Here is a 13,394-nt window from a genome sequence, read left to right as displayed (position 1 = left end):
GCTGATCCGCTGCGCCCTGGATACAATGGCCGCTAATCCGATAACCAGATTGCAGCGATCCTTGAACTACGACACCCCGCCCGGCCTTGAAGTCGCGGCCGGCAGCCAAGGCAAGATCGTCCGGCTCTCGGGCCAGTGGACGGCGCTCGCGCTCGCGCGCGATCGTGCAACCGGACACGTGATCCCGCAATTGCGCTCGCTGGAGGGCGCCGAAGGCATCGGCCAGTGGGATCTGTCGCGTATCGACCGGATGGATCATGTGGGCGGCCAGGCGCTGTGGCGCGTCTGGGGCCACAGAATGCCGCCCGACACCGAGCTCACCGACACCCAGCGCGATATTTTCGAGCGCATCGCGTTGCTCGACACCGTCCGCGAGACGGCCGAGCCGGTCGTCAGATTCGATCCGTTCACACGGCTCGGCCTCGCGCTCTTTTCGTTTTTCGAGCACCTGTACGGCGGCGTGGCGATGCTCGGACGCGTCGTGCTCGACCTGCTGGCGATCGCGCGCAAGCCGGCCATCACGCCGTGGACTGAAATCTCCGCGAATATCTACAACGCCGGCACCAAAGCGTTGCCGATCACCGCGCTGGTCGCGTTTCTGATCGGCATCGTGCTGAGCTATCTGTCCGCCCAGCAATTGCGGTTATTCGGCGCGAATCAGTACATCGTGAACATTCTCGGACTCTCGGTGATCCGCGAACTCGGGCCGGTGCTTTCGGCGATTCTGGTGGCGGGCCGCTCCGGTTCGGCGATCACCGCGCAAATCGGCGTGATGCGCGTGACCGAGGAACTCGACGCCATGCGCGTGATGGGCATTCCGCACGGCTTGCGGCTGATCCTGCCGCGCGTCGTCGCGCTCGGCGTGGCGATGCCGCTGCTCGTCATGTGGACCAACATCATCGCGCTGACGGGCGGCGCGCTCGCCGCGAAGATCGTGCTCGGCATCGACATGAGCTACTTTGCGCGCGCGTTGCCCGGCGTCGTGCCGGTCGCGAATCTGTGGATCGGTCTCGGCAAGGGCGTCGCGTTCGGCATGCTGATCGCCATCGTCGCCTGTCATTTCGGGTTTCGTATCAAATCGAATTCGCAAAGTCTCGGCGAAGGCACGACGACCTCGGTGGTCACGTCGATTACGATCGTGATTCTCGCGGACGCCGTATTCGCGATTCTGTTCCAGAACGTGGGGCTCGGATGATTGCGCCGCTCACTCAGGCCGTGCGCGGCCAGCCGATGCCTTCGATTGCCGAGCCGGTGATCGAAGTCATCGACGTGACGAAGCGCTACGGTCGCAACATCGTGCATCAGCATTTGAATCTGGACGTGCGGCGCGGCGAGATCATGTCGATCGTCGGCGGCTCGGGTTCGGGTAAGACCACGCTAGTGCGGCAGATTCTCGGGTTGGAGCGGCCGTCGTCGGGCACCATCAAGCTGTTCGGCGAAGACCTCGCGACCATTTCGCCGGAAACCGCGCTGCTGATGCGCAGCCGTTCCGGCATGTTGTTTCAGCGCGGCGCGCTGTTTTCGTCGCTGTCGGTGTTCGACAACGTCGCGCAGCCGGTGCGCGAACTCGGCAAGGTGCCCGAAGACCTGCTGCGCGATATCGTGATGCTGAAACTGGAGATGGTCGGGCTGCCGTGCAAGCACGCGTCCAAGATGCCGTCGGCGCTCTCAGGTGGGATGATCAAGCGCGTGGGCATTGCACGCGCGATCGCGCTCGAACCCGAACTGCTGTTTCTCGACGAGCCGACGGCCGGCCTCGATCCGCAGGCGTCCGACGAGTTCGTTGAGCTCATTTCGGCGCTGCATCGCGCACTGGGGCTGACCGTGGTGATGGTCACGCACGATCTCGACACGATGGTCGCGCTCTCCACGCGCGTGGCCGTGCTGGCGGACCGTAAGGTGCTGGTCGCCGCGCCGGTCGAAGAAGCAGCGGGCGTGGATCATCCTTTCGTCCGCGAATATTTTCTCGGCTTGCGCGGACGCCGCGCGTTGCAGGCGCTGCCGCCCGAGCGGCGCGCAAAGCTGCCGCGCGCGGCCCTCGAACCGGCATCGTCCGAGTTGCCGCTGTGAATCAGGGAAACTAGGGAACCTGGTAATGGAAAACAAATCACATGCGTTCTGGGCTGGGCTCTTCACGATAGTCCTGCTGGCCGCAATCGCAACGGCGGCTTTTTTGTTCAATGTCGACCGGGCCGTGCGTGTGCCGTACGATCTGATTGCGCGCACCAACGTAACGGGCCTTTTTACCGATGCAGCCGTGCGCTATCGCGGGCTCGACGTCGGCAAGGTGCAGTCGATCAAATTCGACCGCGATCATCCGGGGCAGATCCTGATCCGCATTCTCGTCGACACGCACGCGCCGATTACGCACTCCACGTTCGGCAGTCTCGGCTTCCAGGGCGTGACGGGCATTGCGTTTATCCAGCTCGACGACACAGGGCGCAATCCGTCGCCGCTGCCTTCGTCGGCGAAACAGGTTGCACAGTTGCCGATGCGTCCGGGCTTGCTCGATCAATTGCAGCAGCGTGGCGACGTGCTGCTGCGAAAACTCGAAAAGGTCACGGACGACGTCGACAATCTGTTGTCGCAAGAAATGGTCGATCAGTTGCACGGCACCGCGGCCAGCATCCAGAAAGCTGCGGACGGCGTCGCGACGCTCACGCAGCAGATGGCGCCGGTTGCCGGCAAGCTGCCCGCAACGATGGACAAGCTCGATACCACGCTTGCGTCGACCAATCAGTTGATCACGAGCCTGAATCGCGCGGACGGTCCGTTCGAGACCAATCTGAACAAGGTCGGCACGGCGGCGCAGCAAGCGGGCGATGCGCTCACTGCAATGAACGGCTCGTTGCAGGATCTGTCGGCGCGAGTGGGTTACGACACGCTGCCGCGCGTCAATTCGCTTGCTGAAGACGTCCGTTCCGCCGCGCGCTCGGTGGATCGCGCGGCCGATACGTTCAGCACCAGTCCGCGCAGCGTGCTGTTCGGCGCGCCGGCCGCGGCGCCGGGGCCCGGCGAGGCTGGCTTTACGTGGCCCGCCGCGCGCGCCGCAAAATGAATCTGAAGGTTTGAAGAAAGGAAGATTGTCATGTCACGCTCCATTCACCGCTTGTTGACCTCGCGTGCCGCGCGTACGGGCGCGGCTTGCGCGGCGCTCGTCGCGGTCAGTCTGCTCGCCGCCGGCTGCAGCAGTACGCCGGCCGCGCTTGCGGATATCCGCTACGACTTCGGCCCGCCGAAGCCTGCTTCGTCCGCAGGCACGCAATCGGCAGTGAAGGTGCTCGACGTGAGCGCGCCGGAAGTGCTCCAGTCCGACAAGCTCGTGTACCGGCTCAGCTATGCCGACGCGCAGCAGATGGCCGCCTACGCGAACAGCCACTGGACGATGCCGCCTTCGCAGTTGCTCACGCAGCGTCTGCGCGGCGCGCTCAGTTCGCGCGGCACGGTGCTCACAGGCGCCGACGGCGTCGCCGCGCCGGTGCTGAAGGTCGACTTGAGCGAGTTCGAGCAGGTCTTCGACAGCCAGTCGCAAAGCCATGCAGCCGTGACTGCGCGCGCCACGCTGACGCACAACGGCAAGGTGCTCGGCCAGCGCACCTTCATCTCGCGCGCGCCGTCCAGTACGGCCGACGCCGCCGGCGGCGCGCAGGCGCTCGCCACCGCCAGCGACGAACTCGTCGCGCAAATCGGCGCCTGGCTCGGCGTGCAGGCGCTGGTCGCCGCGCAATGACCGGCGCGCAGCGCACGCAACGGAGCGCTGCATGAGCGAAAGATCGTGGCTGCGCCGCCCCTCGGTGCTTTCGCGGCAAGCACTGCTGCTCTACACCGCGCTGATCGTCTACGGTTCGTGGTACCCGTTTTCGGGCTGGCGTTCGCTCGGCCTCGGGCCGTTCGCCTTTCTGTTCGATCCGATGCCCCAGTACCTGACGGCTTTCGATGTCGTCACGAATGTGTTGGGCTATATGCCGTTCGGCGGGTTGATGGTGCTCGCGCTTTATCCGCGCTGGCGCGGGCCGCTCGCGGTCGCGCTGGCTTTTCTGCTGGGCGGGCTGCTGTCGGGTGTCATGGAAGCCGTGCAAACATATCTGCCTACGCGCGTTGCGTCCAACCTCGATCTCGCGGCCAATGCGCTCGGTGCGCTGCTTGGTGCGGCGATCATGTCGCCGGCCACTGGCGCGCTGCTCGACCGCGGGTTGCTGCGGCGCTTGCGGCTCATGTGGTTCGAGCGCGACAGCGCGGCGCTTGCATGTCTCGTCGCAGCGTGGCCGTTCGCCACGATGTATCCGTCGCCGCGTCTGTTCGGGCTCGGCAACTGGCCACGCGCGCTGTGGACGCGTTTCGACTCCACGACGCAAGATGCGCTTTTCGCATGGACGCCGGTCGGCTGGCACGTCGGCGCATGGCCGGCATGGGTCGCCGCCTGGCTGCCTGATGATGCCTGGGAAGCCCTCATCACCACGCTCAATCTGTTTGCCGCGCTTGCGCTCGCGTCGTTGTCGGTGCGCCGTCATGCGCCGCGGGTGCGGCTGTTGTTGCTGTTTATCGTCGTGGCTTTGGGTGTGAAGGCGGGGGCGACGTTCCTTCAATCGCAATCCGGCCTCGCTTTCGACTGGGCGACTCCCGGCGCACTCGCGGGCCTCGGCTGCGGCGCAACGCTCGGGCTGTTCGCACTGCGTTTGCCGCGGAGCTCGCGCGCTGCGCTGGCGGCGGCTGCGCTAGTTGTCACGCTGGTGTTCGTCAACCTTTTGCCGGTGAATCCGTATTTCGACGTCGTGCTGGCCGACTGGCGGCAAGGGCGGTATCTCCACTTCAATGGCCTCGCGCGCTGGCTCGCGTGGGTGTGGCCGTACGCAGCGCTCGTGTGGCTCGCGTTTGTCGTCGAACGGGCGTGGCTCAGGCGGCGCACGAGGCGCGCGTGAGGTTCGGATCCGAACAGGCGAGATGCGATGCGCGGACGATCCGGCCGGATCGCCGCTGCGCACGCAACGTCGAACGGGCAAGGCTGAGCAGGCAGCGTCGAATGGGGAACGGCGAACGCGCGACGCTGGACATCGAACACGGCACACGCGCTTGCCGCGTCAGCGATCTTGGCCCCTGCTCGCTATAATCGTCCGCTACCGGCCGTCCGCTACCGAGGCCCGCCACGGTCCGCAAAAACCCGCGCGCCGCTGCGCCCGACCGCCTTCTGCTGCACTATTGCCCTTCTGACAGCCTCACTCTGCGCACATCATGGACTCCTTCTACAAGTACCACGTCTTCTTCTGCCTCAATCAGCGTGAACCAGGCGCGGAGCGTCCGAGTTGCGCGAACTGCAACGCGCAGGCAATGCAGGAACACGCGAAAAAGCGCGTGAAGAAGCTCGGCCTCGCCGGCCCCGGCCAGGTGCGTATCAACAAGGCGGGTTGTCTGGACCGCTGCGAGTTGGGCCCGGCGCTCGTCGTCTATCCGGAAGGCGTCTGGTACACGTATGTCGACGAGAGCGACATCGACGAAATCGTCGACTCCCATCTCGCGAACGGCAAGATTGTCGAGCGTCTGAAAATCGATCAATAAGTGCTGCCATGAACGTACACACGAAGAAGTATCTGATCGACGGCCCGGTTGGCAAGATCGAGATCGCGCTGGATCTGCCCGACGAGGCGCGCGAAAACGGCGCCGCGCCGCGCGGCATTGCGCTCGTCGCGCATCCGCATCCGCTATTCGGCGGCTCGATGGACAACAAGGTCGCGCAGACGCTCGCGCGCACTCTGGTCCAGTTGAACTACGTGACGTATCGCTCGAATTTTCGAGGAGTCGGCGAAACGCAAGGCGAGCATGACGCGGGCATCGGCGAGCGCGACGATTTGCGCGCGGTGCTCGATCACATGCGCGGGGAGCCGGGGCACGCCCGTCTGCCACTCGTGCTGGCAGGCTTCTCGTTCGGTACGTTCGTGCTGTCGCATGTGGCCGCCAGGCTGCGCGAAGAAGGTCAGGAGATCGAGCGCATGGTGTTCGTCGGCACTGCGGCGAGCCGCTGGGAAGTGGCACCCGTGCCGGAAAATACGCTGGTGATTCACGGCGAGACCGACGACACCGTTCCCATTCAATCCGTTTACGACTGGGCGCGGCCGCAGGAATTGCCGGTCGTAGTGATTCCGGGCGCCGAGCATTTTCTGCATCGCAAGCTGCATATCCTGAAGCGGATCATCGTCGACGCGTGGCGGTGATTAGCCCGGCCGCGCGCGTTTTCCGGGGTACAGGTACGCACAAACGCGTCACTAATCGCCGGCTATTGCGCGAAGTTCGAAGAATAGCGCGCGTATAATGAGCGCTCTTTTTTGGGCGCAGCACGGCCTGTCCGGCAGTTCGCGCGACGCGTGGCTTCTTTTCACGCGCGCAGCGGTGCCGGCTACGAGTGTGCTGCGCGAACCGATCGCGTGGCCGGAAGTCCAATGGGCGCTCATGCCGTTACGTTTAGTCGTTACGGCCAGTCGCTCGCCGACCGGCTCTTCCAAACTCTGCGCCCAGCGCGCGTTGTATCTTTCTGCACATACCGACCCTATGCGTTTTTCCACCTTCGGCCGCACGTCTTCCTCCTCTGTTGCATCCTTTGTTTCCCCCACGCTAAGCCGCGCAATTACGCTCGGCGTCGTGTTGCCCGCCACGCTCGCGGCCAGCACGGCGTTCGCGCAAGTGCCGCCGCCAGTGGTGAACGCACGCTCGTGGGTGCTCGTCGACGCGACCAGCAATCAGGTCCTCGCGTCGGGCAATCCCGATGAGCGCGTGGAACCGGCATCGCTCACCAAGCTGATGACCGCGTATCTGGTCTTCGAAGCACTGCAAACGAAGAAGATCGCGATGGACCAGACCGTCACACCGAGCGAAGCGGTACGTCGCGTGCGCACCGACGAATCACGCATGTTCGTCGAGGCGAACAAGCCTGTGACCGTGCACGATCTGGTGTACGGCATGATCGTGCAGTCGGGTAACGACGCCGCCATCGCGCTGGCCGAACTGGTGGGCGGCAGTGAAGCGCAGTTCGTCAACATGATGAACACCGAAGCGCAGCGCCTCGGCATGAAGCACACGCATTTCGCCGACGTGAACGGCATGCCCGACCCGCAGCACTACACGACTGCGGGCGATCTCGCGGTACTGTCGGCGCGCCTGATCCGCGACTTCCCCGACTACTACAACATCTTCTCGGTCAAGGATTTCACGTACAACAAAATCAAGCAGCCGAACCGCAACCGTCTGCTGTGGATCGATCCGACCGTCGACGGTTTGAAGACCGGTCATACCCAAGCCGCCGGCTATTGCCTGATCGCGAGCGCGAAACGCTCGCTGCCAGGTGTAACCGACGCATCGCGCCGTCTGGTCTCGGTGATGATGGGCGAGCCCAAGGAGCACGACCGCGTGCAGGACAGCCTGAAGATGCTGAACTACGGCTACTCCGCTTACGACACGGTGCGTCTCTACAAGGCGAGCCAGGTGGTCGGCACGCCGCGCGTCTACAAGGGTGCGCAGGACACGGTGCAGATCGGCGTGAAGAGCGATCAGTACATCACCGTGCCGAAGGGCATGGCCGACAAGGTGAAGCCGCAGATCGAGCAGATGGATCCGCTGATCGCACCGATCGCGAACGGTCAGCAGGTCGGTACTGCGAAGCTGGTCGCGGACGGCAAGGTGCTCGCGCAATTCCCGGTGGTCGCATTGCAGGCCGTGCCGCAAGCGGGCGTGGTCGGCCGCGTTTGGGATTCGCTGATGCTCATGTTCAACAAGAAAAAGTAAGCACCCGATCCTTATGACCGCTCTTCCTGACGTTTCGCTCGAGCCGATCGTTTATCTGAACGGCGAAGTAGTGCCTTTGTCCGAAGCGCGCGTGCCGGTGCTCGACCGCGGCTTTATTTTCGGCGACGGCATTTACGAAGTGGCGCCGCTGTACGCGCACGCGGGCGGCCGCACGGCTTTCCGCTTTGAACACCATCTCGCGCGCCTCGCGCGCTCGCTCCAGAAGATCGGCATTGCGAATCCGTTCGACAACGCCGGCTGGCGCGCGCTGATCGAGCGCGTCGTCGTGGCGAATGAAGCCGAGGCCGGCCTCGCCGCCGATCAGGACGCGATCGCGTATATCCAGGTCACGCGCGGCGTCGCAAAACGCGGCCACGCGTTTCCGGCTGGCATCGAGCCGACGGTGTTCGTGATGGTCACGCCGCTCCATCTGCCGAACGCCGCGCAGCGCGCAGAGGGCGTGCGCTGCGTGAGCGCGGAAGATCGCCGCTGGCTCAATTGCGACATCAAGTCAGTGTCGCTGCTCGGCAATGTGTTGATGGCGCAATACGCTGCGGAAAACGGCGCGTTCGAGACCATCCAGTTTCGTGATGGCGTGCTGACTGAAGGTTCGTCGTCGAATGTGTGGGTCGTGAAAGACGGCGTGCTGATCGCGCCGCCGCGCAGCCACAAGATTCTCGAAGGCATTCGCTACGGGCTGATCGAAGAACTGGCGGCCGAATGCGGCATCCGTCTGGACGTGCGTGAAATCGCCGAAGCAGACGTACGCTCGGCCGATGAGATCATTCTTAGTTCCGCGACCAAGGAAGTGTTGCCCGTCACGCAACTGGACGGCGCGCCGGTCGGCGCCGGCAAGCCAGGCGCGGTGTTTGCGGCACTGTATGCGGCGTATCAGCGAGCCAAGGGACAAGAGGCATAACGGGCACAACAGGCGTAAGGTGCCTAAGCGGCGCAGCAAGGAGCAAGGAATGAATCCGGCGAACGAATCACTCATTGAATATCCCTGCGATTTCCCGATCAAGATCATGGGCAAGTCGCACCCCGAGTTCACCGAGACGATCGTCACGGTGGTCCGGCAGTTCGACAGCGAAGTGGACGCCTCGCGTGTCGAAACGCGCCCGTCCAGCGGCGGCAACTACACTGGATTGACGGTGACGGTGCGCGCCACCAGCCGCGAACAGCTCGACGATATTTACCGCGCGCTCACCGGGCATCCGATGGTCAAAGTCGTGCTGTAAAGCTTCACGTCACAGCACATCACGGCGCGGCGCGCAATGCGCCCGCCGCCCGGGCCGCGCTTCCCGCATTTGCCGCGGGCCTCGTCTCGCAAGCCTGATCGAAAAGCAGCTTGAATCGCCCCACCTCCCCGAATACCCAGTCACGGAACGCCTTCACCCGCGCTGTCTCCAGCATTTGCGGCGGACAGATGAAGTAGTACTGCCAAGGGCTCGGCCCGTCCACGTCGAATAGCCGCACGAGGCGGCCGGCCGCGATTTCGTGCATTGCTAGCGAGCGGCGTGTGAGCGCGATTCCCTGGCCGTCGATTGCCGCCTGCAACAGATTCGACGAATCCTGATACAGCACGCCGCGCTTCGGCTCTGGCCAGTCCGTGAGGCCTGCGGCGTCGAACCACGGGCGCCATAGTTCGTCGTCGGAACGCAGTAGCGGAAGTTTCGCCAGTTCGGCCGGCGTTGCCGGCAGGTTGCCGCCGTTGAAATGCGGCGCGCACGCTGGGAAGAAGATTTCTTCAAGCAATAGCTCGGAGTGCAGCCCCGCATATTTGCCGTAGCCGAAACGGATTGCCACGTCGACGTCGTCACGCGCGAAGTCCGTCAGTGCGTTCGTGGAGAGCAGTTCGAGGTCCCATTGCGGATGTGCCTCGATAAAGCTGCCGATGCGCGGCGTCACCCAGCGCGCCGCGAACGACGACAGCATGGACACCACCAGCCGCCGCTCGCGGTCGCCGGCACGGAGATCGCGCGTGGCGTCGGACAGCGCCGTGAGCGCGGAGCGCACGTGGTTGGCGTAGCGCCGGCCGGTTTCGGTGAGCCGCACGCGCTTGCCGTCGCGGGCGAACAGCGACACGCCGAGTTCGGCCTCCAGCGCCCGGATCTGGTGGCTCACCGCGCCGTGAGTGACGAAGAGTTCGTCGGCGGCGCGCGAAAAGCTCTCGTGGCGGGCGGCGGCTTCAAACGCCTTGATCGCATTCAACGGCGGCAGGTGGCGCAGCTCCATCGTAGTATTTCTCACATAGAGGTGAAAATTGATCGTTTTGCGTAACCCCTTGCTACGTCTACGATTGTAGCCATGAAACGACTTTTGGCGAGGGCATTATGCGAGAAGTTTCCTCTAGCATCGCGTATGAAATTCACAGCGGCGAAACGCTTCCCCTGAAGGTCGCCCGCAGCACGAAGCTGGTGGTGCGTGGCGGCGCGGTCTGGGTCACGCGCAGCGACGATACCGAAGACTACTGGCTGCAACCCGGCCACACGCTGAGATTGCGGCGCGGCGAACGGCTGTGGATCAGCGCCGAGGGCACGCCCCGCGCGACTGTCGCGTTTTCCGTGCCGACGCGTTGCGACGAACGCGCGCTGAACTGGGTCGCGCGAGTCGGCGAACGTTTGGCGGCGTGGGTGCGCGGCGGCTGGCGCACCGTTTGATGGCGGGCGCCACGGTGCGCCGCACGCGGCGGCGTCCGACGGGGATTGCCAGATTTCGGTAAACTGCCGGGATCATGTCCGTTCCTCCGGTTGCCCTATCTCGATTGCCTGCTGCGGCGCCGCTCATGCTGCGCTGGCGCGGCAGCGAACTCTACGAAGCCAGTTTCGTGGCGATGCGCGCATTCACCGACGCGCGCACCGCCGATACTCCCGACGAAATCTGGCTGGTCGAACACCCACCTGTATTCACGCTTGGCCAGGCCGGCGATCCGGCACATCTGCTGGCCGCGGACAGCGCTATTCCTCTGGTGAAAGTCGACCGGGGTGGGCAGATCACGTATCACGGTCCCGGGCAGGTGGTTGCATATCTGCTGCTCGATCTGAGGCGCCGCAAGCTGATGGTGCGGGAAATGGTCACTCGGATCGAGCAGGCCGTGATCGACACCCTTGCGGCGTATAATCTCGCCGGAGAACGCAAGGCCGGCGCGCCCGGTATTTACGTCGCGCCGGGCCCGCAAGCCGGATTGCATGCCGGTGCGAAGATTGCCGCACTGGGCCTGAAGATCCGTAACGGCTGTAGCTATCACGGCGTCAGCCTCAATGTGAAGATGGATTTAAGGCCGTTTCTGGCCATTAACCCTTGCGGCTATGCGGGGCTCGAAACAGTCGACATGGCAACGCTCGGCGTTATGGCCGGCTGGGACGACGTGGCCCGCACCCTTGCAGCACGCCTCACCGCAAACCTCGACGGCAATCCCGCGGCCGTCGCCCAACCGCAGGCCGGTGCGCTCACCGCCTGACTGGACCGAACGAATGACTGACGTTACCGCGAACCTCGCAACTCCTTCCGCGCCTGAAGGCGTGCCGGCATCCGCCGCTGCCTATGACGCCACCGCGAAACAGAAGGCGCAAGCTAAAACCGCCCGCATTCCCATCAAGATCGTTCCGATTGAAAAGCTGAAGAAGCCGGACTGGATCCGCGTCAAGGCGGCGACCGGCAACTCCCGCTTCTACGAAATCAAGCAGATTCTGCGCGAACACAATTTGCATACGGTGTGTGAGGAAGCGAGCTGTCCGAACATCGGCGAATGTTTCGGCAAGGGCACCGCGACGTTCATGATCATGGGCGACAAGTGCACGCGGCGCTGCCCGTTCTGCGACGTGGGCCACGGCCGCCCTGATCCGCTCGACGCGGAAGAGCCGGCCAATCTCGCACACACCATTGCCGCGTTGAAGCTCAAATACGTGGTGATCACGAGCGTGGACCGCGATGATTTGCGCGACGGCGGGGCAGCGCATTTCGTGGAATGTATCCGTCAGACACGCGAATTGTCGCCTGACACGCGCATCGAAATTCTGACGCCGGATTTCCGTGGCCGTCTGGACCGAGCGCTTGGCATTCTGAACGCCGCGCCGCCTGACGTGATGAACCACAACCTCGAAACGGTGCCGCGTCTCTATAAGGAAGCGCGTCCGGGTTCGGACTACGCCCATTCGCTCAAGTTGCTCAAGGACTTCAAGGCGCTGCATCCGGATGTCGCGACCAAGTCGGGTCTGATGGTCGGCCTCGGCGAAACGGAAGAAGAGATCTTGCAGGTCATGCGCGATCTGCGCGAGCACGATGTGGACATGCTTACCATCGGCCAGTATCTCCAACCTTCGGAACATCACCTGCCGGTGCGGTCTTACGTGCACCCGGACACGTTCAAGATGTATGAGGAAGAGGCATACAAGATGGGCTTCACGCACGCAGCAGTGGGCGCAATGGTGCGTTCGAGCTACCACGCCGACTTGCAGGCGCATGGAGCAGGCGTGGTCTGAGTGTCCGGTACTCTGGTCTGCCAGTTTGAGAAAAACCCGCACATGCTGCGGGTTTTTTTGCACGTCAAGCAAGCGCCAGAGCGCTACGGTAGCGCCCTGGCGAGGCGCTTGCGCCTGCTAGCGGTGATACCGCGCGAGCAGCATACAGATAGATGCAAGCGTTTCGCCGACGATCGAAAAAGGAATGGTGAGTTCGACGAAGCGCTCACGCATAGCCTGATTTTCGATGGCGTAGGCGATGAGATTTTGGATCTGGATCTCCGGTAAGCTTTAGAAAAAATATATCTGATCAAGCTGGACTTAGTTAGGTGAGCGAATAACTGGACTTGGCAAACGAGGCCGCTACCCTCGCTGTCACGGCCACTTGCGGCCACATCAACATCCCTTCGTGTTTCGCATCGCGGCCGCGATAACCTCGGCTACGAGCGTGCCTGTGGTCGCACACCACCGCGTGTGTCACGCAAACAGTTCGATGACCGGCCAGCCTCGCTCGTTCGCGATCGCACGCAGTCGGGCGTCGGGGTTCGTCGCGACCGGATGCGTGACGCGTTCGAGCAGGGGAACGTCGTTGATCGAATCGCTATAAAACCAGCTTTGCCCAAAGTCCTGCAACCGGTGACCAAGCGACGCGAGCCAACTCTCCGTGCGCGCGATCTTGCCTTCGCGGAACGTCGGAATGCCCACCGACGTGCCCGTAAAACGCGCGAGCGGATCACCGCCTTCCGTGCCGAGTTCGATTCCAAGAAGATGCTCAAAGCCGAGCGCCTTGCCGATCGGTGCGGTCACGAACACATTCGTCGCGGTGACGATGCAGCACAGGTCCCCCGCCTCGATATGACGCTGCACGAGTTCGCGCGCAGCCGGCAGGATGGCCGGCGTGATGACTTCCTGCATGAATTGCGCATGCCATGCGTCGAGCTGTTCGCGCGAATGGCGCGCGAGCGGCGCGAGCGTGTAGTCGAGATAGGCCATCATGTCGAGCGTACCGGCCACGTATTGCCGGTAATACTCGTCGATGTCCTGCGCATGGCGCGCCGCGCCTTCTATTCCGAGTCCGGCGATAAAGTGAGCCCATGCCTGGTCGCTGTCGAGCGGCAGCAACGTGTGGTCCAAGTCGAACAGCGCGAGATTGCGGCTCATCCG

16 protein-coding genes are annotated in these 13,394 nt (G+C 63.6%); 14 read left to right on the top strand and 2 right to left on the bottom strand.

What is annotated here, in order from left to right; translation table 11 throughout:
- Positions 1-61: 61 nt before the first annotated feature.
- From F759_RS0126620 to F759_RS0126570, 10 genes are all read left to right on the top strand, one after another.
- On the top strand, positions 62-1,195 hold the full coding sequence (locus F759_RS0126620; protein WP_027802535.1) for an MlaE family ABC transporter permease: 1,134 nt from the start codon (positions 62-64) through the stop codon (positions 1,193-1,195).
- On the top strand, positions 1,192-2,070 hold the full coding sequence (locus F759_RS0126615; RefSeq protein WP_027802534.1) for an ABC transporter ATP-binding protein: 879 nt from the start codon (positions 1,192-1,194) through the stop codon (positions 2,068-2,070). Before F759_RS0126620 ends, F759_RS0126615 begins: the two co-directional genes overlap by 4 nt.
- Before the next feature lie 25 nt (positions 2,071-2,095).
- The gene (locus F759_RS0126610) at positions 2,096-3,058 is read left to right on the top strand and encodes an MlaD family protein (protein WP_027802533.1); all 963 of its coding nucleotides are present in this window, start codon (positions 2,096-2,098) and stop codon (positions 3,056-3,058) included.
- Between the two features lie 30 nt (positions 3,059-3,088).
- Positions 3,089-3,730 (top strand): ABC-type transport auxiliary lipoprotein family protein, encoded by a 642-nt coding sequence (locus F759_RS0126605; protein WP_027802532.1) that lies wholly within the window; start codon positions 3,089-3,091, stop codon positions 3,728-3,730.
- Between the two features lie 31 nt (positions 3,731-3,761).
- Entirely contained in the window at positions 3,762-4,919 is a 1,158-nt protein-coding gene (locus tag F759_RS0126600) for a VanZ family protein (RefSeq protein WP_027802531.1), read from the top strand.
- Positions 4,920-5,229: 310 nt separating this feature from the next.
- A complete protein-coding gene (locus F759_RS0126590; protein ID WP_013337877.1) occupies positions 5,230-5,553 on the top strand; it encodes a (2Fe-2S) ferredoxin domain-containing protein in 324 nt (107 codons plus the stop codon).
- An 8-nt stretch (positions 5,554-5,561) separates the two neighbouring features.
- The gene (locus F759_RS0126585; RefSeq protein ID WP_027802529.1) at positions 5,562-6,206 is read left to right on the top strand and encodes an alpha/beta hydrolase; all 645 of its coding nucleotides are present in this window, start codon (positions 5,562-5,564) and stop codon (positions 6,204-6,206) included.
- Between the two features lie 334 nt (positions 6,207-6,540).
- A complete protein-coding gene (locus tag F759_RS0126580; RefSeq protein WP_027802528.1) occupies positions 6,541-7,770 on the top strand; it encodes a D-alanyl-D-alanine carboxypeptidase family protein in 1,230 nt (409 codons plus the stop codon).
- A gap of 13 nt (positions 7,771-7,783) precedes the next feature.
- Positions 7,784-8,689: a D-amino acid aminotransferase gene (locus tag F759_RS0126575; RefSeq protein WP_027802527.1), complete on the top strand. Its 906-nt coding sequence runs from the start codon at positions 7,784-7,786 to the stop codon at positions 8,687-8,689.
- A gap of 49 nt (positions 8,690-8,738) precedes the next feature.
- Entirely contained in the window at positions 8,739-9,008 is a 270-nt protein-coding gene (locus F759_RS0126570) for an HP0495 family protein (protein ID WP_020067087.1), read from the top strand.
- 19 nt (positions 9,009-9,027) lie between these two features.
- On the opposite strand, the gene F759_RS0126565 is transcribed toward F759_RS0126570, so the two are convergent.
- The gene (locus F759_RS0126565; RefSeq protein ID WP_027802526.1) at positions 9,028-10,005 is read right to left on the bottom strand and encodes a transcriptional regulator GcvA; all 978 of its coding nucleotides are present in this window, start codon (positions 10,003-10,005) and stop codon (positions 9,028-9,030) included.
- Positions 10,006-10,103: 98 nt separating this feature from the next.
- On the opposite strand from F759_RS0126565, the gene F759_RS0126560 reads away from it, so the two are divergent.
- The 4 genes from F759_RS0126560 (at position 10,104) to F759_RS42380 (ending at position 12,518) form a co-directional block, all read left to right on the top strand.
- Positions 10,104-10,430, top strand: coding sequence for a DUF2917 domain-containing protein (locus F759_RS0126560; protein ID WP_027802525.1), 327 nt, complete (start codon positions 10,104-10,106; stop codon positions 10,428-10,430).
- A gap of 74 nt (positions 10,431-10,504) precedes the next feature.
- Positions 10,505-11,230 carry a lipoyl(octanoyl) transferase LipB gene (lipB, locus tag F759_RS0126555; protein WP_027802524.1) on the top strand — a complete coding sequence of 242 codons (726 nt, stop codon included), beginning with the start codon at positions 10,505-10,507 and terminating at the stop codon, positions 11,228-11,230.
- Positions 11,231-11,243: 13 nt separating this feature from the next.
- Positions 11,244-12,251, top strand: a complete 1,008-nt coding sequence (lipA, locus tag F759_RS0126550) for a lipoyl synthase (protein WP_027802523.1) — start codon at positions 11,244-11,246, stop codon at positions 12,249-12,251.
- Complete coding sequence (locus F759_RS42380; RefSeq protein WP_027802522.1) at positions 12,252-12,518, top strand: hypothetical protein; 267 nt, start codon at positions 12,252-12,254, stop codon at positions 12,516-12,518.
- A 189-nt stretch (positions 12,519-12,707) separates the two neighbouring features.
- Here the strand turns inward: F759_RS42380 and F759_RS0126540 are convergent, their stop codons facing one another.
- Entirely contained in the window at positions 12,708-13,391 is a 684-nt protein-coding gene (locus F759_RS0126540; RefSeq protein WP_027802521.1) for a histidinol-phosphatase, read from the bottom strand.
- Positions 13,392-13,394: the final 3 nt, after the last annotated feature.

Origin of the sequence: Paraburkholderia dilworthii, assembly GCF_000472525.1 — a bacterium.
Lineage (GTDB): Bacteria > Pseudomonadota > Gammaproteobacteria > Burkholderiales > Burkholderiaceae > Paraburkholderia > Paraburkholderia dilworthii.
The sequence above is the reverse complement of the archived record's forward strand: the minus strand, read 5'-3'. Positions and strand labels throughout refer to the sequence as shown.